Origin of the sequence: Aquabacterium sp. (assembly GCF_004297345.1) — a bacterium.
GTDB lineage: Bacteria > Pseudomonadota > Gammaproteobacteria > Burkholderiales > Burkholderiaceae_C > Aquabacterium.
The window spans coordinates 1-21,420 of sequence record NZ_SCTN01000097.1 but is presented as its reverse complement, the minus strand read 5'-3'; the positions used below and the strand labels follow the sequence as shown (position 1 = coordinate 21,420).

General features: G+C 60.2%; 16 protein-coding genes. 5 read left to right on the top strand and 11 right to left on the bottom strand.

The window, feature by feature from the left end; translation table 11 throughout:
* Window positions 1-126: 126 nt before the first annotated feature.
* Window positions 127-597 carry a 30S ribosomal protein S7 gene (gene rpsG / locus EPO09_RS02865; protein ID WP_035037918.1) on the bottom strand — a complete coding sequence of 157 codons (471 nt, stop codon included), beginning with the start codon at window positions 595-597 and terminating at the stop codon, window positions 127-129.
* 204 nt (window positions 598-801) lie between these two features.
* On the bottom strand, window positions 802-1,179 hold the full coding sequence (rpsL, locus tag EPO09_RS02860; protein WP_058088974.1) for a 30S ribosomal protein S12: 378 nt from the start codon (window positions 1,177-1,179) through the stop codon (window positions 802-804).
* 348 nt (window positions 1,180-1,527) lie between these two features.
* Between rpsL and EPO09_RS02855 the strand changes: the two genes are divergently transcribed.
* Complete coding sequence (locus EPO09_RS02855; protein ID WP_290639946.1) at window positions 1,528-2,166, top strand: PEP-CTERM sorting domain-containing protein; 639 nt, start codon at window positions 1,528-1,530, stop codon at window positions 2,164-2,166.
* Window positions 2,167-2,302: 136 nt separating this feature from the next.
* Here the strand turns inward: EPO09_RS02855 and EPO09_RS02850 are convergent, their stop codons facing one another.
* Together EPO09_RS02850 and EPO09_RS02845 are read right to left on the bottom strand one after the other, a co-directional pair.
* Window positions 2,303-2,575 (bottom strand): hypothetical protein, encoded by a 273-nt coding sequence (locus EPO09_RS02850; protein WP_290639945.1) that lies wholly within the window; start codon window positions 2,573-2,575, stop codon window positions 2,303-2,305.
* Between the two features lie 115 nt (window positions 2,576-2,690).
* A complete protein-coding gene (locus tag EPO09_RS02845) occupies window positions 2,691-5,180 on the bottom strand; it encodes a DEAD/DEAH box helicase (protein ID WP_290639956.1) in 2,490 nt (829 codons plus the stop codon).
* Between the two features lie 61 nt (window positions 5,181-5,241).
* Here EPO09_RS02845 and EPO09_RS02840 point away from each other — a divergent pair, with 61 nt between their 5' ends.
* From EPO09_RS02840 to EPO09_RS02825, 4 genes are all read left to right on the top strand, one after another.
* Window positions 5,242-5,568: a hypothetical protein gene (locus tag EPO09_RS02840; protein WP_290639943.1), complete on the top strand. Its 327-nt coding sequence runs from the start codon at window positions 5,242-5,244 to the stop codon at window positions 5,566-5,568.
* Between the two features lie 131 nt (window positions 5,569-5,699).
* Window positions 5,700-6,416, top strand: a complete 717-nt coding sequence (locus tag EPO09_RS02835; RefSeq protein WP_290639941.1) for a DUF6748 domain-containing protein — start codon at window positions 5,700-5,702, stop codon at window positions 6,414-6,416.
* A gap of 105 nt (window positions 6,417-6,521) precedes the next feature.
* Entirely contained in the window at window positions 6,522-7,037 is a 516-nt protein-coding gene (locus EPO09_RS02830) for a DinB family protein (RefSeq protein WP_290639940.1), read from the top strand.
* 128 nt (window positions 7,038-7,165) lie between these two features.
* Window positions 7,166-9,064 carry an ATP-binding protein gene (locus EPO09_RS02825; protein WP_290639938.1) on the top strand — a complete coding sequence of 633 codons (1,899 nt, stop codon included), beginning with the start codon at window positions 7,166-7,168 and terminating at the stop codon, window positions 9,062-9,064.
* Here EPO09_RS02825 and EPO09_RS02820 read toward each other — a convergent pair.
* The 7 genes from EPO09_RS02820 to rplK form a co-directional block, all read right to left on the bottom strand.
* Window positions 8,979-9,680 carry a hypothetical protein gene (locus EPO09_RS02820; RefSeq protein ID WP_290639936.1) on the bottom strand — a complete coding sequence of 234 codons (702 nt, stop codon included), beginning with the start codon at window positions 9,678-9,680 and terminating at the stop codon, window positions 8,979-8,981. The two genes, EPO09_RS02825 and EPO09_RS02820, sit on opposite strands and share 86 nt — an antisense overlap.
* Window positions 9,681-9,853: 173 nt before the next feature.
* Complete coding sequence (gene rpoC, locus EPO09_RS02815; protein WP_290639934.1) at window positions 9,854-14,101, bottom strand: DNA-directed RNA polymerase subunit beta'; 4,248 nt, start codon at window positions 14,099-14,101, stop codon at window positions 9,854-9,856.
* Between the two features lie 155 nt (window positions 14,102-14,256).
* Entirely contained in the window at window positions 14,257-18,384 is a 4,128-nt protein-coding gene (rpoB, locus tag EPO09_RS02810; protein WP_290639932.1) for a DNA-directed RNA polymerase subunit beta, read from the bottom strand.
* A 369-nt stretch (window positions 18,385-18,753) separates the two neighbouring features.
* Window positions 18,754-19,131, bottom strand: coding sequence for a 50S ribosomal protein L7/L12 (gene rplL / locus EPO09_RS02805; protein WP_290639930.1), 378 nt, complete (start codon window positions 19,129-19,131; stop codon window positions 18,754-18,756).
* Between the two features lie 59 nt (window positions 19,132-19,190).
* Complete coding sequence (rplJ, locus tag EPO09_RS02800) at window positions 19,191-19,724, bottom strand: 50S ribosomal protein L10 (RefSeq protein WP_290639928.1); 534 nt, start codon at window positions 19,722-19,724, stop codon at window positions 19,191-19,193.
* Between the two features lie 335 nt (window positions 19,725-20,059).
* Complete coding sequence (gene rplA, locus EPO09_RS02795) at window positions 20,060-20,758, bottom strand: 50S ribosomal protein L1 (RefSeq protein WP_290639926.1); 699 nt, start codon at window positions 20,756-20,758, stop codon at window positions 20,060-20,062.
* Window positions 20,759-20,760: 2 nt separating this feature from the next.
* On the bottom strand, window positions 20,761-21,192 hold the full coding sequence (gene rplK / locus EPO09_RS02790) for a 50S ribosomal protein L11 (RefSeq protein WP_290639924.1): 432 nt from the start codon (window positions 21,190-21,192) through the stop codon (window positions 20,761-20,763).
* Window positions 21,193-21,420: the final 228 nt, after the last annotated feature.

Sequence of the window (21,420 nt, the reverse complement as noted above, 5' to 3'; positions counted from 1 at the left end):
GTAGCGCTCAATCGGGGTCTTGCGGGACATGGTGTCACTCCAGATTTGACAAAGCGCCGGCCGTGCCTGTCGAACACAGAATCACGAACCGGGCGCTTTTTTGCGGCCGAAGCCGCAGGTGGTGGATTAGAAGCGGAAGTGCGAGAAGGCCTTGTTGGCTTCAGCCATACGGTGGACTTCGTCACGCTTCTTCATCGCGCCGCCGCGGCCTTCAGCGGCTTCCAGCAGTTCGTTGGCCAGACGTTGGGCCATCGACTTTTCGGAGCGCTTGCGCGACGATTCTTTCAACCAACGCATGGCCAGAGCCATACGACGAGCAGGGCGAACTTCAACGGGAACCTGGTAGTTCGCACCACCCACGCGGCGGGATTTCACTTCCACCACGGGCTTGATGTTGTTCAGAGCGACGTTAAAGATTTCCAGCGGATCCTTGCCGGCCTTCTTTTCGACTTGTTCGAGGGCACCGTAGATGATGCGCTCGGCCACAGCCTTCTTGCCGGATTCCATGATCACGTTCATGAACTTGGAGAGGTCCACAGATCCGAACTTGGGATCTGGGAGGATTTCACGCTTGGGTACTTCGCGACGACGAGGCATTTCGTTTCCTTTCAATGCTTCAGTTGATGCTGGCTTATCGCCGGCATCTGGAGCGCCATCAAAAAATGAGGCTGATCGCTCCACTTACTCGGTTCATGCCGGACAACCCGGACACAACCGCCACCTCGGCCTTCTCGACAATCAGCTTGCACAACTTTGGTGACGCGCTGATGAAGATGGACCGACAAATTCTCAACAGGCTGATTAGGCCTTCTTCGGGCGCTTGGCGCCGTACTTGGAGCGGGACTGCTTACGGTCCTTGACGCCTTGCAGGTCAAGGGAGCCGCGCACGATGTGGTAACGCACACCTGGCAAGTCCTTCACACGACCGCCGCGAACCAGCACGACGCTGTGTTCTTGCAGGTTGTGGCCTTCACCGCCGATGTAGGAGATCACCTCGAAACCGTTGGTCAGGCGCACCTTGGCAACCTTACGCAGAGCGGAGTTAGGCTTCTTAGGAGTCGTGGTGTACACGCGGGTGCACACACCACGGCGCTGCGGGCAGTTCTGCATCGCGGGCGACTTGGATTTCGTGACCTCGACCTGACGGCCATGGCGCACGAGCTGATTGATCGTTGGCATTTAGTTGGTTCCCGTTGAAAAAACACTTGAAAATCAAGCACTTGGAGGATGTTTGAACGAACAGTCGACCACGCTTGAGACAAGCACAAAACGGCCAACACCCTCCTTTGCTTCGAAATTCATCGAAAACAAAAGGCCAGGCGAAGGCCGAAAAGCTTTCCATTGTAGCGCCAGGCGAGCCAAAGACGCAAGATCCCCAGACAAAGGGGCCAAGCGTGTCAATTGTCACGGTTTTCCGAATATCACCCCCGTATCAATGGGGATGCCAAATCTAACCCGTACTGGTTAAATTGAAACCCTTAGGCAGAGACACGGAGACTTTGCTGACATCACCACACAGGAGAGAGCATGTCTCTTACCCAAAAAGCGAAATGGTTGTCCCTGGCCATGTTGGCCCCATTGGCCGCACACGCCACCGTTCCCAGCAGCACCTTCCAGTTTTACTTTGAAGGCCCTGTGTTTGATCAGGTCAGCACCTCGCCTAACTTCACGTCGGGCAGCCTGAGCCTGGCCGTCACGGCATTCACGTCGAACGGCAAACAAGCTCTCGTTGACAGCCGCTGGGATGGCCTCGGTGTGGTGACCAACAGCCTGCTGGACTTCGGTGAAGTCAATAGCAGCCTGTTCGACAGCCCGGGCGACTACCTGGTGCTGACCTTCAACAAGAAGGTCAATCTGACTGGTTTGCGCTTCTCCATGTGGGAAAACGACTACCTGTTTGATTCGTTCGACCACGCCACCTTGACGAGCGGCAGCACCAAAATCAATCTGGGTGGCCTCAACAATGACAATGGCTTGCTCATCAAGAGCTTCAACCTGTCCAATGTGACGGGCTCCTCGTTCGTCATCCAGGCAACAGGCAATTTGAGCAGCTTCCGTCTGGCCGGCGTCAACGCCACAGCCGCAGTTCCGGAGCCTTCAACCTACGCCTTGATGGGCCTGGGTTTGATTGGCATTGGTCTGACAGCCCGCCGCCGCAAGGCCTGATCCGCTCAGCGATCTTTTTAGCTCCTATGTTTTCAGGCCGCCTTGCGCGGCCTTTTTTCCATTCTGGGGCAGCACAAAAAAAAGCGGCTCGGTCTGATCAGGACCGAGCCGTTTTGGCGTGAAGCTGGGGAGCGGGTCAGTCGCGCTTGCCCAGCAAGGTGGCAATGGACGAGCCCACGCGCAAACCTACGGAGGTGGTCGCCGCCAGGGTCACCACCATGGCGAGGCCAACCAGCCAGTCAGCAGCGCCATGCGCCGTCAACACTTCGCTGACAGTACCCACGGCCAGAGGCAGACCGGCGAGGAAGCCGACGATCACGCCCACTTTTTCCACTTCCAGTTGCTTGTGCGCCAGATCAGCCGGAGTCTGGTGCGAAACGCGGTGCAGCTTGATACCTGTCTGAGCCATGGTGAACTCCTTGAATTCGATGGAGCCCAGTCTAAGGGAAAACGCGCAGCCGTGGGTAAAAACCCTAGGTAACAAACTGCAATTATTCGGACTTTATTTGCAACGTTGTTAAACGTCACGCCAGCGGCGCGAGCAAAGCATCCAGATCCGCCTGGCTGAACTTGATGGCCAGCGCACCGTCTTCCCCCAGCACGCCTTCGGCCAACGCCGACTTGCGCGCCTGCAAGGCCTGGATGCGCTCTTCGATGCTGCCGGCCACCACGAGCTTGTAAACCGTCACCGGCTGATCCTGGCCGATACGGTGCGCACGGTCGGTCGCCTGCTGCTCGACAGCCGGATTCCACCAGGGGTCCACATGGATGACGGTATCGGCCGCCGTCAGGTTGAGGCCCACGCCGCCGGCCTTGAGCGTCACCAGCATGAGCGGCACTTGTTTTTCCTGAAACTGGCGAACGACGTCCGCTCGATGCGCCGGCAGCGTCTCACCGGTCAGCATCACAAAAGGCAAATTCAAAGCGACCAGTTCGTCAGCGATCAAGCCCAGCATTTCGGAGAACTGAGAGAACACCAATACACGGCGGCCTTCGTCCAACAGTGACGGCAGGGTATCGCACAGCCAGGCGAGTTTGGCGCGCTCCATCCCCCGAGGCATCTTGCGGCCCTTGACCAACCAGGGGTCGCAGCAAACCTGACGCAGCTTGAGCAGCGCATCCAGCACGGCAATCTGAGCGCCTTCAAAGCCCTGTTTGTTCAAGGCCTTGCGCACCATCTCGTCAGCGGCCACGCGCACGCTTTCGTACAAGGTCTTTTGCTGCCCCTCCAATTGAAGTTGCTGCACCACTTCGGTCTTGGGTGGCAACTCCTTGAGTACATCGACCTTGCGGCGTCGCAGGATGAAGGGGCGCACGCGCTGGGCCAACAGTTGGGCGCGCAAGGTTTCGCCGTTTTGTTCGATGGGGTCACGCCACTGGCGCTGAAAGCTGCGCATGTCACCCAGAAAGCTCGGCATCAGAAAGTCAAACTGAGCCCAGAGTTCGCCCAGGTGGTTTTCCAGCGGTGTACCTGTCAGGCAAAGGCGGTGACGCGACTGGAGCCGACGAATCGCGGCCGCGCTTTTGCTGGCGGCGTTCTTCACGGTCTGGGCTTCGTCAAGGATCACGACGTGAAAGAAGTGCTCGGCAAGTCGCTCGATGTCGCGCCACACCAGCGGATAGGTGGTCAACACGACATCATGGTCGGGAATGAGGCTCATGAGCCCACCACGTTCAGGACCTTGCAAGGCCAGTACACGCAGGGAAGGCGCCATGCGTCGGGCTTCGGCCTGCCAGTTGAAGACGAGCGAGGTGGGCATGACGATGAGCGCGGGCAGATCCAGTCTGCCGGCCTGCTTCTCGATCAGCAGGTGGGCCAAGGCTTGCGCGGTTTTGCCCAGGCCCATGTCATCAGCCAGGATGCCGGCCAGCCGCTGCTCGCGCAGGTACTGGAGCCAGGCCACGCCGTGCTGTTGATAGGGACGCAGGGACACGCCCAGGCCTGCGGGATCGGGGACGCGTTGCGGCGTACCAGCCGTGCGCAATCGCTGGGTGAGCGAATGCAAGCCGGCTTCACCTTGCAGTTGCCAGGCGCCATGGCGGCCAGCGCGGGCGGCCTGCGTGTCCATCAATTGCTCGCGCAGTTGATCCACGCGCACAGCATCCCATTGCTGCAGCTTGATCGGCCCCTCGCGGCGCCTGGGGTCCATCAACAGGTCCACCATGGCACCGACAATGGCCTTGAGCGGTGCGGCCCGGGCTTCGATCCGCTTGCCGCCCGGCGCCTTGAGAATGACGATGGCGTCATCGGCGATATCCGCGATGTCTGCGGCGTTGAGCCAACGTTTGTCTCGCTTGATGAGGTCGGCAATCAGGGGCGCCAGATCAAGCTGCTGACCATCAACCTCCACACCCAAGGTCACCAGCCAGGAACCTTCGCGGCGCGGCGCCCCCAACGGCGTGATGGCGGCACTGGCAGGCAGTTGCAAAGGTGCGATCAGCTCTTTGGCTTCAGGCTCGCCCGTTTCCTGGCTGATGATCAGGCGCCAGTTGGCCACGGGCGTGCTTTGGTGGGCAAAGCCAGGACGCACCACAATGGACCACCCTTTGGCCTGCAGTGCCGGCACCTGCTCAAGCCAGAAATCACCAAACTGATCTTCTTGCAGCAAGGACCACAGCGGTTCGTGCGTCTGGCCTGCGGATTGCGCCAGTTGCGGGGCGCGCCACTGCAGGGCGTCATGCGGCAAGGGCTGCAAGCCCGTGTCTTGCAGTTGATCAAAGGCTTCGGCCTCAACATCTGGATCCCGCCGCAGCGCCTGCATCCGTCCCTGCGCATCGGCTACCTCGATCACGTCAACATGGCGGGCATACAGCACGCTGCTCGGAGCCGGCACGGACCACCATGCAGCACCTGGCCCGGCATAGGTCCAATCGATGCGGGCCACAGTCACCTGTGGGCCACGTGGGCCAAAGCGGCCATGCCCCTGCATGCCCAGCAGGCCATCGCCTCGGCTGAGGGTGTGCAGGGTCAGGCGCGGCCGGAAACGCCAGGCGTCATGGCTGGAAGTGCTCATGCCCTGATTGTCCAATGCCGGGCGCGTGATCAGCGCCGTGGCTTCTGAGGTACAAAGCAGCATGTCAGACGAATATCAGATCGAGATCCCACCGTCGTTCATGGCGCTCTACTGCGATGCGCGCAAACGGTTGACCATTCCCCTGCGCGATTTACGGGATCGCTACGAGATCTGCGAAGACCTGGCGCAGCACCTCACCGAGCATTGCCGCAGCATCCATGTGGAGATCGGGGTGGACGAGCAAGAGGTGCTGGCCCGATGCCACAAGGGGCTTTGCGCACCAGAGGGTGCTGTCAACGAATCAGAGGCGACCTGGGTGGTCACGCGCCTGGCTGAGTTGCTGGGCTGGCCCCATCCGGGGCTGCCGCCAGGCCAGGCACAAGCGTAAGCCCAGGCTCGCTTACAAGCTGCAATACATCTTGCCGATCTGCGTGCCCGCCCGCGCTTGGCACCGGCCTTGTGGCGACCTATAGTCCGCCGGGTTCGCTGTTCCCATCACAAACCGCTGGAGGATCTCACATGATCAAGCGATTGACCCTTGCCGCCCTGAGCGTCTTGACACTGGCCACCGCTCCCTTGCCCGCATTGGCGCAGGATGCGAGCACGCCCGTGCTGCAGACGCGTGACAGCTACCTGATCGTCACACGCCAGGACGCCCGCAAATGTGCCTACCCAATGTGTGGCGGCTACTTCGTCAAGTCTGTCAACCAGGCCCTGACGCGCTGCGCCGATGGCTCTCAACAAAAGGAATGCCACGCCGTACAACTCAACGCGCGCGCATTGGGCTGGACGCCGGAACAGCAAGCGGCGTTTGATGCCCAGTTCGCACAAGGCAAGGCCCTGGTTCGAGGCGTGCTGGAACCGGCGCCAGCAGGCCTTTACACCGCAGATCAATTGACCATTTCCGAGGCATGGCAAGCTCAAGGACCTCGGTCTCCGCTGGGTACCTTCTACGGCGTCAAAAGCACAGGCATCGTTTGCATCACGGCACCATGCCCATCGCTGGCTGCCACCAAGCTCAATGTGATCGCTCCGGTGGCCAATCCTGATCTGGACCTGAGCCTGAGCGGCGCCAGCGACAAACAGATCCAGGCCGCCTATGAAGCGCTGGGCAGCACGGGCATCCTGACAGCTGGCGCCATCGTGCCGGTCAAATATCCGGCGCTGGCGGGCAACAAGCCACGCCTGGGCAGCAAGCTGATCGCCAGTCAGTTCTACCTGCCCGCCCAGCCCTGATCCCGACTGGCTGGAGGAGTTGGAAAAGACCTGCCATCTGTTCAGCGTGTGCCATCGAGGTTAGGCTTGGGGCCTGAACACACATGAACAGAGGGAAGGTCTCACATGAACGACACGCTCGACACCTGGAGCCTGCGGGACTACGCCATTGCGATGGCGCGCTACAACCGCTGGATGAACGGCAAGATCTACGATGCGGCGGCCACGCTGTCAGACGAGCAGCGCAAGGCTGATCGTGGCGCCTTTTTCAAATCTGTTCACGGCACGCTCAATCACCTGCTGCTGGGCGATCAGGCCTGGATGCAACGGATGCAGGGGCAGCCGGTCACCATGACCTCCCCGTCACAGGAGTTGCATGAGGATTTCAGCGCTTTGCGCGCAGCCAGAGAGTCCATGGATGAGAAGCTGATGGACTGGGCCGTGCACCTGGAGTCCGTAGAGTCCTCGCGCAGTTTCAGCTTCTTCAGCGTTGTGTATCAAAAGCAGATCACGATGCCGTATGTGGCGGCCGTGATGCAGATCTTCAATCACCAGACGCACCATCGCGGCCAGATCACCACCCTGCTGAGCCAGCTTGGCGTGGATGTGGGTGTCACGGACATCCCGCTGATGCCCAACTGAAGCGCACGGCCAGGCGCACTGTGGTGCCGCTGACACCGGCCACTGGACCTGCACACTTTTTTGGCGCACAGTGCCAAGCTATTCGGGTACGGCGTCCAGGCAGAAGTAGCTCACCACCGTGTGCAGGCATGCTCCTATTCCAATCCCTGACTCGTTCGTGGCACCGCAAGGACGATCAGGCGCTGCGGGTCAGCAATCAGGTTGAATCAGAACAACTGCAAATGATCTGGGCGCATGCCCGCATCGGCGTGGTTGTGGCCTCGGCATTTGCCATCGCACTGGCTTGGTCGCTGCGTGGGCAAGCCGCCCCAACGCTCATCGTCGATGCCTGGCTGGCGAGCAAGTTGCTCGTTTCGGCATTTCGCATTGGCCAGGGCAGTATGTATGCGCGGCAAGTGCGGCCTGGCAGCCACTGGGGGGCCAGTACCCTGCTGGCACTGGTGATCGATGCGCTGGTCTGGGGGGCGGCCGGCTTGTATGTGAGCGCCCTGTCACCTCAACCTATTCATTCGTTTTTTGCAGCCGCACTGGCCTGCATTTCCTGCGTGGCGACCTTCGGGCTTCAGGTCAGCGCCCGCTTCACCGCAGGCTATGCCGCCCCTATCCTGGCCCCCACTGCGCTCGGCATGATGCTGAGGGGGGACGCGCTCAGCGGGCTCGGCAGTCTGGGCTTGTGCTTGCTGCTCGGTCTTCAAATCGCCACGGCCATGCGCAGCGAACGCCGGGTGGTGGAGGGCATCCAGTTGCGCCTGCATGCGCAGGCCCTGGCCCACGAAAAGGAAGAAGCACTCAAAACAGCTGTGCGGCAAAGCGCCGTCAAAACCCAGTTTCTGGCCAACATCAGCCACGAATTGCGCACCCCCTTGCAAGGCATCCTGGGCATGAGCAAGCTCTTGCACCTCGCCGAACAAGATCCCACAGCCCTGCGCCGTATCGAATTGATCGAGTCTTCCGGCACCCATCTGCTGGCGCTCATCAACGACTTGCTGGACATCTCACGCATAGAGGCAGGCCAGTTCATGATCCGCCACGAACGGCATGACCTTTCCACCCAAATCGAACAACTGGCGGGCATCTACACCATGCGCGCCGAAGACAAGGGTTTGCAGTTCAAGGTGAATGGGCACCTGCCTTCGCCATGCTGGGTGATGGGCGACCCCGCGCGCTTCCGCCAGGTACTGCACAACCTGCTGGGCAACGCCATCAAGTTCACACAAGCCGGCAGCGTGACCTTGACGATAGACCGTGATGCCGCCAGTGGCGTGGTCCGGGCCGAAGTGCGTGACAGCGGCTGCGGCATTCCGCCTGACGACCTCGGCAAGATCTTTGAGGCCTTCCAGCAGTCGGCCAACAGCTCTGCCGAGCAAGCGGCGCAAGGCGCAGGACTGGGCCTGACCATCGCGCGAGACATCGCCAGGGCCATGAAGGGTGACATCTCCGCTCGCAGCGTGATGGGTGAAGGCACCACCATGGTCTTCACGGCCTGCTTGCCGGACGCCATGGCCGGCACGATAGAAGACACGCCGCTCACGGCGCAAGCCGCCTTCCAGGGCTCGCGCCATTGCAGGATCCTGCTGGCCGAAGACAATGAGATCAATGCCTTGGTCGCCATGAATTTTCTGGAGATCATCGGCGTGGATGCCGAGCGTGTGCCGCATGGCGCAGACGCGCTGAGCAAGGCCTTGCGCACGCTGCAGCGCCCTGACATTGTGCTGATGGACTGCCACATGCCCGTCCTCAACGGCTATGAAGCCACGCGCATGATCCGACTCAAAGAGCGTGAGTTGGGTCTCAGGCGCGTCCCCATCATCGCCCTGACTGCTACGACCACGGATGCCGAACGGCAAGATTGCCTGGATGCCGGCATGGACGACTTCCTCGCCAAGCCCTGCACATTGGAAGACCTGGGGCGCGTGATCAAACGGTGGAGCGGCGACGCGCTCACGCCACCAGGCGCTGCGACGAAGAGCCAGGAAGCGATGACGGGCGAAACTGAGGCAAGTCCTCGTGCATCGCTTCAAACATGAAGTGATGCAGGCGATGCCCGGTGCGATGCCATTCATCCTCAATCCCCTGCACATCCATCGTGAACACGAAGTGAGGCAATTGCCCAGCGTGTGCCAGTGGCACCATCTGGCCGGGCGCCAGGAAGTCCTTGAAGCCCAGGCGGCGATAGTCGCGCGACAAAGCCTCATTGCGCGCCGCGATCACCAACCAATGGATGCCGTGGGCCTCGCAATACAGGTAAACCGCTTTCATCAGGCAGAGCTTGACCAGCGCCGACGCGCCAGGCATGACCGCCAGACGCGTGACCTCGGCACGAGATTGGTTCGCCAGTTGATGCGGCAAGATGACGCTGCGCTCGATCATCAAAGGCGCCCCTGAGCCCGAAGGTTGAATGCGCGCCGTACCAACGGCCTGCCCAGTGGCTTTGTCCCGGCACAAGAGCACAACCGTGCCCGGCGCACGGTCCAGTGGATCGGATGCCATCCCGAAATTGACGACTGTTGCCCCCAGATGATGGCCGTACGCGGTTTCGCGAACCCGGCCAGCATCCACCAGATCTGCATCCGTAGCGGCCACGCGCACCTCCAGATCCAGGGAAAGGGTACTGCTGCTCTTTAAGTTGGCGAAAGTGCCCATATCAACCGGCTCCAGATTTGTCAAACCATGGCACGGACGATAGAAGGGGCACTGCCTCATAAATGGGCAGATAAAACGGGTGTTTGCCGCCCGGTAAAGAAAAAGCGCCAGCGCCCTTTCGGGCCTGGCGCTTTGCGCTTCAGTTCAGAAGCGGCCGGCGATGAATCGACGGCTTATTCGGCAGCACCGCCTTCAGCGGCAGGTGCGGCCTCATCGACATCGTCACCGTCCAGGGCAGCCAGTTCCATGGCAGCGCGCTCTTGCGCTTCCTGCATGGCGATGGCGCGACGTTCGGTGTCGTCCATCTCTTCCTTGGCACGACGTGCCTGGTGGAAGGCCATACCGGTACCAGCGGGGATCAGGCGACCCACGATGACGTTTTCCTTCAAGCCGCGCAGCTCGTCGCGCTTGCCCATGATGGCAGCCTCGGTCAGCACGCGGGTCGTTTCCTGGAAGGAAGCGGCCGAGATGAAGGAGTCGGTCGACAGCGAAGCCTTGGTGATACCCAGCAGCACATCGCTGTGCGTGGCGATCATCTTGCCCTCGGCGCGCATGCGGTCGTTGGTGTCCAGCAGTTCCGAACGCTCAACCTGTTCGCCCACGATGTAGGTGGTGTCGCCGGCATTGGTGATCTGCACGCGACGCAGCATCTGGCGAACGATCACCTGGATGTGCTTGTCGTTGATCTTCACACCTTGCAGACGGTAAACGTCCTGCACTTCGTCGACGATGTAGCGAGCCAGCTCTTCGATACCCAGCAGACGCAGGATGTCCTGCGGATCGGCCGGGCCGTCGACGATGGATTCGCCCTTGTTGACCACCTGGCCTTCGTGCACCAGGATGTTCTTTTCCTTCGGAACCAGATCTTCCCAGACCTGACCTTCGGGGTCGGTGATCTGCAGGCGAACCTTGCCCTTGGTTTCCTTACCGAAGGACACGGTACCCGTGATCTCGGCCAGCGAACCCTTGTCCTTGGGCGAACGGGCTTCGAACAGTTCGGCCACACGTGGCAGACCGCCGGTAATGTCGCGGGTCTTCTGACCTTCGATTGGGATACGGGCCAGCACTTCACCAGGCGACAGATCCTGGCCGTCGCGCACTTGAATCAGCGCGCCAACCTGGAAGCCGATGGTCACGGCGTGGTCGGTACCAGGGATCTTCACTTCGGCGCCGGAAGCGTCGAGCAGCTTGACCTGAGGACGGATGACCTTGGCAGCGCCACGGCGCTTGGGGTCGATCACAACCAGGGTCGACAGACCGGTCACTTCGTCCACCTGCTTGGCCACGGTCACGCCTTCTTCGACGTTCTCGAACTTGGCCTTACCAGCGAACTCGGTGATGATCGGACGGGTCAGCGGATCCCAGGTTGCCAGGATCAGGCCAGCCTTGATGGTCTGGTCAGCCTTGACGTTGAGGATCGCGCCGTACGGCACCTTGTGACGCTCACGCTCACGGCCGTGCTGGTCGGAGATGACGATTTCGCCGGAACGCGAAATCACCACCAGGTCGCCCTTGCCGTTCGTGACGTAACGCATCGTGGCATTGAAGCCGATGATGCCGTCCGACTTGGCTTCCACACTCGAAGCGATGGCGGCACGCGAAGCGGCACCACCGATGTGGAAGGTACGCATGGTCAGCTGCGTGCCGGGTTCACCGATGGACTGCGCGGCGATCACGCCGACAGCTTCACCGGAGTTCACCAGGCCACCGCGGCCCAGGTCGCGGCCATAGCACTTGGCGCACAGGCCGAAGCGTGTAGCGCAAGTCAGCGGCGTGCGGACCTTGACTTCGTCGACGCCAGCGGCTTCGAGGACGTCCATCGCATCTTCGTCCAGCATCGTGCCGGCGGCGATGACGACTTGTTGGGTCTCGGGGTGCAGCACGTCCGTTGCAGGCACGCGGCCCAGGATACGGTCGCGCAGCGATTCGATGACTTCACCGCCTTCAACCAGCGCACGGGTGTTGATGCCTTGGTCGGTACCGCAATCGACGGTGGTGACCACCAAGTCTTGCGTCACGTCGACCAGACGACGTGTCAGGTAACCCGAGTTAGCCGTCTTCAACGCCGTATCCGCCAGACCCTTACGAGCACCGTGGGTGGAGATGAAGTACTGCAACACGTTCAGACCTTCACGGAAGTTAGCCGTGATGGGGGTCTCGATGATGGAGCCGTCAGGCTTGGCCATCAGGCCCCGCATACCGGCCAGCTGGCGGATCTGAGCAGCAGAGCCACGGGCACCGGAGTCGGCCATCATGTAAATCGAATTGAACGATTCCTGATCGACTTCATTGCCGTTGCGGTCGATGGTCTTTTGCTTGGACAGCTGCGACATCATGACCTTGCCGACTTCGTCGCCGGTCTTGCCCCAGATGTCCACCACCTTGTTGTAGCGTTCGCCAGCGGTCACCAGACCGGAGACGTACTGCTGTTCGATTTCCTTGACTTCCTTTTCGGCGCGTTCGATCAGGCCGTACTTTTCCTTCGGCACGAGCATGTCGTCGATGCCGATGGAGATACCAGCGCGGGTCGCCAGACGGAAGCCGTTTTGCAGCAGCTTGTCAGCCAGCACCACCGTTTCCTTCAGACCGCACTTGCGGAACGAAGTATTGATGAGGCGGGAGATTTCCTTCTTCTTGAGCGCCTTGTTGATGTTCGCAAAAGGCAGGCCCTTGGGCAGGATCTCGGACAGCAGCGCACGACCGACGGTCGTTTCCACCAGCTTGGTCTCAGGCGTGAACTCGCCCGTTTCCTTGTTCTTGGTGTACTCGGTCAGACGGATGTTGATCTTGGCCGTGATTTCGACCACACCGTTATCCAGCGCGCGTTGCAGCTCGGGGATATCGGAGAAGACCATGCCTTCGCCACGGCCATTGGTACGTTCGCGGGTTGCGTAGTACAGACCCAGCACCACGTCTTGCGACGGCACGATGGAGGGTTCGCCGTTGGCAGGGAACAGCACGTTGTTGGAGGCCAGCATCAGCGTGCGGGCTTCCATTTGCGCTTCGATCGACAGCGGCACGTGAACGGCCATCTGGTCACCGTCGAAGTCGGCGTTGAAGGCCGCGCAAACGAGTGGGTGCAGCTGGATGGCCTTGCCTTCAATCAGCACAGGCTCGAACGCCTGGATACCGAGACGGTGCAGCGTAGGCGCACGGTTCAGCATCACGGGGTGTTCCTTGATCACTTCTTCAAGGATGTCCCACACGACGGGGGTGCCCGATTCGACTTCCTTCTTGGCAGCCTTGATCGTGGTGGCGATGCCCATGGCTTCCAGGCGCGCGAAGATGAAGGGCTTGAACAGTTCAAGCGCCATCAGCTTGGGCAGACCGCACTGGTGCAGCTTCAGGGTTGGGCCCACGGTAATCACGGAACGACCGGAGTAGTCGACGCGCTTACCCAGCAAGTTCTGACGGAAGCGACCGCTCTTACCCTTGATCATGTCGGCCAGCGACTTCAGGGCACGCTTGTTCGCACCGGTCATGGCCTTGCCACGACGGCCGTTGTCCAGCAGCGAGTCAACCGATTCCTGCAGCATGCGCTTTTCGTTGCGCACGATGATTTCTGGCGCCTTCAGTTCGAGCAGGCGGGCCAGACGGTTGTTACGGTTGATGACGCGGCGGTACAGGTCGTTCAGGTCGGAGGTCGCGAAACGACCGCCGTCCAGCGGCACCAGAGGACGCAGATCGGGCGGCAGCACAGGCAGCACGTCCATCACCATCCAGTTGGGCTTGATGCCGGACTTCTTGAACGCTTCCATCACCTTCAGGCGCTTGGCGTTCTTCTTGATCTTCAGCTCGCTGCCCGTCATGTCGTTGCGCAGCTTGTCGATCTCGACGTCCAGGTCCATCTCTTCGAGCAGCTTCTTGATGCCTTCGGCGCCCATCAGGGCCTCGAATTCATCGCCGTACTCGATGCGCTTGGCGTCGTAATCGTCCTCGGACATGATGCTGAACTTCTTCAGCGGGGTCATGCCGGAGTCCACGACCACGTAGGCTTCAAAGTACAGCACGCGTTCGATGTCGCGCAGCGTCATGTCCAGGACCAGGCCCAGACGCGAAGGCAGCGACTTCAGGAACCAGATGTGAGCGCAAGGCGCAGCCAGTTCGATGTGGCCCATGCGGTCACGACGAACCTTGGTCTGGGTCACTTCGACGCCGCACTTCTCGCAGATCACGCCGCGGTGCTTCAGGCGCTTGTACTTGCCGCACAGACACTCGTAGTCCTTGATCGGGCCAAAGATCTTGGCGCAGAACAAGCCGTCACGCTCAGGCTTGAACGTACGGTAGTTGATGGTTTCGGGCTTCTTCACTTCGCCGAACGACCACGACCGAATCTTCTCGGGCGAGGCCAGGCCGATCTTGATGGCATCGAAATGCTCATCAGGGGTGAATTGCTTAAAGAGGTCCAGCAAGCCTTTCATGGCTTTCTCCTAAATATTTCAGTTGGGTACCGTGTCGACATGGCAACGAATCTGAGGGGTCCATGGCAGGCCAGGCAAGGCGGGCGGGAGGGCCGCATAGCAATGCTATGCAACCGACCAACCAACGCCGCATGGCGTGGCATGGGGCACTCAGATCAGTTTTTCTCCAGTTCGATGTCAATACCCAGGGACCGGATTTCTTTCACGAGCACGTTAAACGACTCTGGCATACCAGCTTCGATCGAGTGCTCGCCCTTGACGATGTTCTCGTAGACCTTGGTACGACCATTGACGTCGTCGGACTTGACCGTGAGCATTTCCTGCAGCACATAGGACGCGCCGTACGCTTCCAGGGCCCACACTTCCATTTCACCGAAGCGCTGACCACCGAACTGTGCCTTACCACCCAGAGGCTGCTGGGTCACCAGCGAGTAAGGACCAGTCGAACGGGCGTGCATCTTGTCGTCGACCAAGTGGTGCAGCTTCAGCACGTGCATGTAGCCGACGGTGACAGGACGCTCGAAGGCTTCACCAGTACGACCGTCGTGCAGGATGGCCTGCGTGCGGGTCGGGGTGAGGCCCTTGGCCTTGGCGATGTCAGCGGGGTAAGCCAACTGCAACATGGCGCGGATTTCTTCTTCCTTCGCACCGTCGAACACCGGCGTGGCAAACGGCACACCCTTGGACAGGTTGCCGGCCATTTCGATGATTTCGGTGTCGCTGAAGGAATCGATGTCTTCCTTCTTGCCGCCGGACTTGTTGTACAGCTCGTCGAAGAACTTGCGCAGCTCCATGGCCGCAGCTTCTTGCTGCAGCATGTTGCCGATGCGCTGACCGATACCCTTGGCAGCCCAGCCCAAGTGCACTTCCAGCACCTGACCCACGTTCATCCGCGAAGGCACGCCCAGCGGGTTCAGAACGATGTCGGCAGGGGTGCCGTCAGCCATGTAAGGCATGTCTTCGATAGGCACGATCTTGGAGACCACGCCCTTGTTACCGTGACGGCCGGCCATCTTGTCACCAGGCTGCAAGCGACGCTTCACAGCCAGGTGGACCTTGACCATCTTCAGCACGCCAGCAGGCAACTCGTCGCCTTGGGTCAGCTTCTTGCGCTTTTCTTCAAAAGCCAGGTCGAAGCTGTGGCGGGTCTGCTCCAGCGAGTTCTTGATGGACTCGAGCTGGTTGGCCAGTTCGCCGTCTTCAGGACGGATGTCGAACCAGTGGAACTTGTCGACCGACGACAGGTAAGCGTCGTCCAGCACGGTGCCCTTGGCCAGCTTGTTCGGGCCGCCATTGGCAACCTTGCCGATCAAGAGCTTCTTGATACGGTCGAAGGCGTCAGCCTCCACGATACGCAGCTGGTCGTTCAGGTCCAGGCGGAAGCGCTTGAGTTCATCGTCGATGATCTGCTGGGCGCGCTTGTCACGCTGGATGCCTTCACGGGTGAACACTTGCACGTCGATCACGGTACCGGCGGTACCCTGGTCCACACGCAGCGAGGTGTCCTTCACGTCGGAAGCCTTCTCGCCGAAGATGGCGCGCAGCAGCTTCTCTTCAGGCGTCAGGGTGGTTTCGCCCTTAGGCGTCACCTTGCCGACCAGCACGTCGCCAGGGCCGACTTCCGCACCGATGAACACGATGCCGGATTCGTCCAGACGAGCCAGTTGGTTTTCCGACAGGTTCGGGATGTCGCGCGTGATTTCTTCAGAGCCCAGCTTGGTGTCGCGGGCCATCACGACGAGTTCTTCGATATGGATCGAGGTGTAGCGGTCTTCGGCCACCACGCGCTCGGAGATCATGATCGAGTCTTCGAAGTTGTAGCCGTTCCAGGGCATGAAGGCCACGAGCATGTTCTGACCCAGAGCGAGTTCGCCCAGGTCGGTCGATGCGCCGTCGGCGATCACGTCACGGGCACCCACGATGTCGCCACGCTTGACGATCGGACGCTGGTGGATGTTCGTGTTCTGGTTGGAACGCTGGTACTTGATCAGGTTGTAGATGTCGACGCCGACTTCACCTGCGACGGTTTCCGCGTCGTTCACGCGAATCACCACACGGTTCGTATCAACGTAGTCCACGATACCGCCACGCTTGGCAGTCACCACGGTACCCGAGTCAACAGCGGCCACACGCTCGACGCCCGTACCGACCACGGCCTTTTCAGGACGCAGCACAGGCACAGCCTGACGTTGCATGTTGGCGCCCATCAGCGCGCGGTTCGCATCGTCGTGCTCGAGGAATGGCACGAGCGAAGCAGCCACCGACACGATCTGTGTAGGTGCCACGTCCATGTACTGGATGCGCTCGGGCGAGGTCAGCACGGATTCACCGTTTTCACGGGCAGACACCAGCTCGTCAGTCAGACGGCCTTGGGCGTCCAGCGAGGCGTTGGCCTGCGCGATCACGTACTTGCCTTCTTCGATGGCCGACAGGTAGTCGATCTGCATCGTGGTCTGGCCATCGTTCACGCGACGATAAGGCGTCTCCAGGAAGCCGTATTCGTTCAGACGAGCGTACAGCGCCAGCGAGTTGATCAGACCGATGTTCGGGCCTTCAGGCGTTTCGATTGGGCACACACGACCGTAGTGGGTGGGGTGCACGTCACGCACTTCGAAGCCGGCACGTTCGCGAGTCAGACCGCCTGGGCCCAGAGCGGAAACGCGACGCTTGTGCGTGATTTCCGACAGGGGGTTGGTCTGGTCCATGAACTGCGACAGCTGCGACGCACCGAAGAACTCCTTGAGGGCCGCAGAGATCGGCTTGGAGTTGATCAGGTCGTGCGGCATCAGGGCTTCGGTTTCAGCCTGACCCAGACGTTCCTTCACGGCCTTTTCGATACGAGCCAGACCGGAGCGGTACTGGTTTTCGGCCAGTTCGCCCACGCAACGCACGCGACGGTTACCCAAGTGGTCGATGTCATCGACTTCGCCACGGCCGTTACGCAATTCGACCAGGATCTTGACCACAGCCAGGATGTCGGCGTTGGACAGCACCATCGGGCCCGTGCCTTCGTCGCGGCCCACGCGGGCGTTGAACTTCATGCGGCCCACGCGCGACAGGTCGTACGTGTCTTCGTTGTAGAACAGACGGCCGAACAGCGCTTGCACAGCGTCCTCGGTGGGCGGCTCGCCAGGGCGCATCATGCGGTAGATGGCAACACGAGCGGCGAGTTCGTCAGCCGTTTCGTCGGTAGCCAGCGTTTGCGAGATGTAGGCGCCTTGGTCCAGTTCATTGGTGAACAGGACTTCGATGTCGAGGATGCCAGCCGTGCGCAGCTTCTTGAGCAGGGCTTCGGTCAGCTCTTCGTTGGCCTTGGCAATGATTTCGCCAGTGTCAGGGTCGATCTGGTTCTTGGCCAGCACGCGGCCCAGCAGGAAGTCTTCGGGCACGCTGATGTGCGTGGTGCCGGATTGTTCCAGTTGGCGGGTGTGACGCGCAGTGATGCGCTTGTCCTTTTCGACGATGACCGCGCCAGACTTGTCGGTGATGTCGAAACGGGCGATTTCACCCTTGACGCGATCAGGCACATAGGCCATCTGGGCGCCTGAATCCATGAGCTTGAAGTGGTCGTTCTGGAAGAACGTGGCCAGGATCTGCTCGTTGTTCATGCCGATGGCCTTCAGCAGGGTCGTCACGGGCATCTTGCGGCGACGGTCCACGCGGAAGTACAGCAGGTCCTTCGGATCGAATTCGAAGTCCAGCCAGGAGCCACGGTAAGGGATGATGCGGGCGCTGAACAACAGCTTGCCCGACGAGTGCGTCTTGCCCTTGTCGTGCTCGAAGAACACGCCAGGCGAACGGTGCAGCTGCGACACGATGACGCGCTCGGTACCGTTGATGATGAAGGAGCCGTAGTCGGTCATCAGGGGCACTTCGCCCATGTAGACCTCTTGTTCCTTCACTTCCTTGACCACCTTGGACTGGGACGTCGACGTCTCACGGTCATAGATGATCATCTGCAGACGTGCACGAACGGCAGAAGCGAAAGTCAAACCCCGCAGCTGGCACTCACGCTCATCGAACGCCGGTTTGGCGATGTTGAATTCGATGAACTTCATCTCGACGAAACCATTGTGCGAAACAATGGGGAACGCCGAAATGAAAGCGGCTTGCAGGCCTTCGGGTTTGCGTTGTTGCGGCGGCACTTCCTTTTGCAGGAAGGCGACGTATGAATCCTTCTGCATCGTCAGCAGATAAGGCACGTTCAATACGCTGCCGCGCTTGCCAAAGCTCTTGCGGATCCGCTTGCGCTCGGTGTAGCTATAGGGGGTTGCTTGCGCCATAAACTCTCCGTTTCGGGCACCAGAAGTGGTGCGCCGTTTCGAATTCAACCCGCCCCCTGGCCGTGGGGGCGTGCTGTTGTTCGGCGACTGGCCATTCGGACCTTGCGTCCGAGGCTTGGTGGTTGGCCACTACCAACCGCTGGCAGACAACCCGTGCATTGCACACAGGCTCGACCAAACCGGTTCTCCGCAGTCGGTTCAGAGAACACTCGAAAAGCCCGCCAGTGTACTACTGGATGGCCTTTCGGCTGATCTCAAGGGCCGAAACCCTTCAGACGCCAAAGGCCGCCTCCTTTCGGAGGCAGCCATCTGGGTTTCCGCACCCGGAAAGATCCGGGCCGGATGCTGCGGCTTGACGCCGCAGGCCGATTACTTCATTTCGGCAGTGGCGCCAGCTTCAACCAGCTTCTTCACAGCGGCTTCAGCGTCAGCCTTGGCAACAGCTTCCTTGACGTTCTTTGGAGCGCCGTCAACCAGGTCCTTGGCTTCCTTCAAGCCCAGGCCGGTGATTTCGCGAACAGCCTTAATCACGCCAACCTTGTTGGCGCCAGCGCCGGTCAGCACGACGTTGAATTCAGTCTTCTCTTCCACTGCAGCAGCAGCGCCACCAGCGCCACCGGCAGCAGGAGCAGCCATTGCAGCGGCGGACACGCCGAACTTCTCTTCGATGGCCTTGACCAGCTCGTTGAGTTCCATCACGGACATGCTGTCCAGGGCGGTCAGGAATGCGTCTTTATCGAATGCCATTTTGGGTTCCTAAAATCGGTTAAATATTGAATACGGTCATTGATCGCTCAGGGAGCAGATCAAGCAGCAGGAGCTTCAGCAGGTGCTTCTTCAGCAGCAGGAGCGCCGCCACCCTTTTGCTCGGACACTGCAGCCAGAACGCGAGCGAAGCCCGAGATCGGCGATTGCAGCAGACCGCAAATTTGGGCCAGCAGAACTTCGCGGCTGGGGATCGATGCCAAAGCCTTGACGCCATTGACGTCCAGAGCCTTGCCAGCGTAAGCACCAGCCTTGATGACCAGCTTGTCGTTGCTCTTGGCAAAGTCAGCGATCACCTTTGCTGCAGCCACGGCATCTTCAGAGAAACCGTAGATCAGCGGGCCGCTCATGCTCTCAGCAGCGACTTCAAATGGGGTGCCGGCAACAGCGCGACGGGCCAGGGTGTTCTTCAGCACGTGAAGATACACACCTTGGGCGCGAGCGGTTTTGCGCAGCTGATCCAGTTGAGCCACCGTGAGACCGCGGTACTCAGCCAGTGCAAGCGTCTGCGACTTGCCCGCTTGGGCAGCCACTTCCGCAATGACGGCTTCTTTTTCGTTGCGATTGAGACTCAAGGTCTACTCCTTAAAACATGTCCCTGGGTCACTGCACCATCGGGAACAGCAACCTGGGGACACACCCAGTTTCAGCGACCTTCTGCCTTGGAACCCACATCACTCTTGCGAGCGAAGCGGAAACTGTCAACAGCGGGTTCGCCATCTGCGTAGGCTGCAAAGCGATTAAGTCTTCGAACGTCTGCACAAGCACGCTCTTTGACGCCTACGGTCTTTGATAGCCTGCAGCCTTGCGGCTGCAGCCCACCAATTTCTTTCAGATGCACCGCGCCAGACTCGCGCGGGATCAGGTCAGGTCAGCGCTTGCGCGCCAAACCGACAATGTCTTGCGACGATCAGCCAGCGGTGATGCTGCTCACGTCCACGCGAACGCCAACGCCCATCGTCGAGGAAACGGCGACCTTGCGCAGGTACACGCCCTTGCTCGAAGCTGGCTTGAGCTTGTTCAGCGCGTCCAGCAGAGCAGCCAGGTTGCCCTTGAGCTTGTCAGCGTCGAACGAACGACGACCGATGGTGCCGTGAATGATGCCGCCCTTGTCAACGCGGAACTGGACTTGACCAGCCTTGGCGTTCTTGACAGCGGTAGCGACGTCAGGCGTCACGGTGCCGACCTTGGGGTTAGGCATCAGGCCACGTGGGCCCAGAACCGTACCCAGGGTACCGACGATACGCATCGTGTCAGGGGAGGCGATCACCACGTCAAAGTTGATGTTGCCAGCCTTGACTTGTTCAGCCAGGTCTTCCATACCGACGATGTCAGCACCAGCGGCGCGAGCTTCTTCAGCCTTGGCACCTTGGGCGAACACAGCAACGCGCTTGGTCTTGCCGGTGCCGTTGGGCATCACGACAGCGCCACGAACCACTTGGTCCGACTTCTTGGCGTCCACGCCCAGTTGCACGGCCACGTCGATGGATTCGTCAAACTTGGCGACAGCGGCTTCCTTGATCAGGGCCAGCGCGTCGTCGAAGGCGTACAGCTTGGTGGTGTCCACCTTGCCAGCGAAAGCCTTTTGGCGTTTGGTCAGCTTAGCCATGATTAAACCCCTTCCACGATGATGCCCATCGAACGAGCCGAACCGGCGATCGTACGAACAGCAGCGTCCAAGTCAGCAGCGGTCAGGTCCTTCTGCTTGGTCTTGGCGATTTCTTCCAGTTGCTCACGGGTCAGCTTGCCAACCTTATCAGCTTGAGGACGGGGCGAGCCCTTCTCGATCTTGGCAGCCTTCTTCAGCAGCACAGTCGCTGGAGGCGTCTTGATGATGAAGGTGAAGGACTTGTCAGCAAACGCCGTGATGACCACGGGCAGCTTCAGACCGGGTTCGACACCTTGGGTCTGGGCGTTGAACGCCTTGCAGAACTCCATGATGTTCAGACCGCGCTGACCCAGCGCGGGGCCAACTGGAGGCGAAGGGTTTGCCTTACCAGCCGGGATTTGCAGCTTGATGAAGCCGATAATCTTCTTGGCCATAACTTTCTCCTAGAACCGCCTGGCGGCCACGCCAGTACGGTTGAGTCAAACGCCAGGCCTGCCCCGAATGGGACTTCCTGGCTCCTCTTGACGCGGTCTCGTTCGCGTCTGGTACGGAACATGATGAAGCGGCCCTCAAATCACCTTTTCGGTTGACCCAAGCGCCGCTCACCGCCATGTTCAAGCGGAATCCGCGATTATGACCTGAGAGCAAGCCCGAGGCAAGCC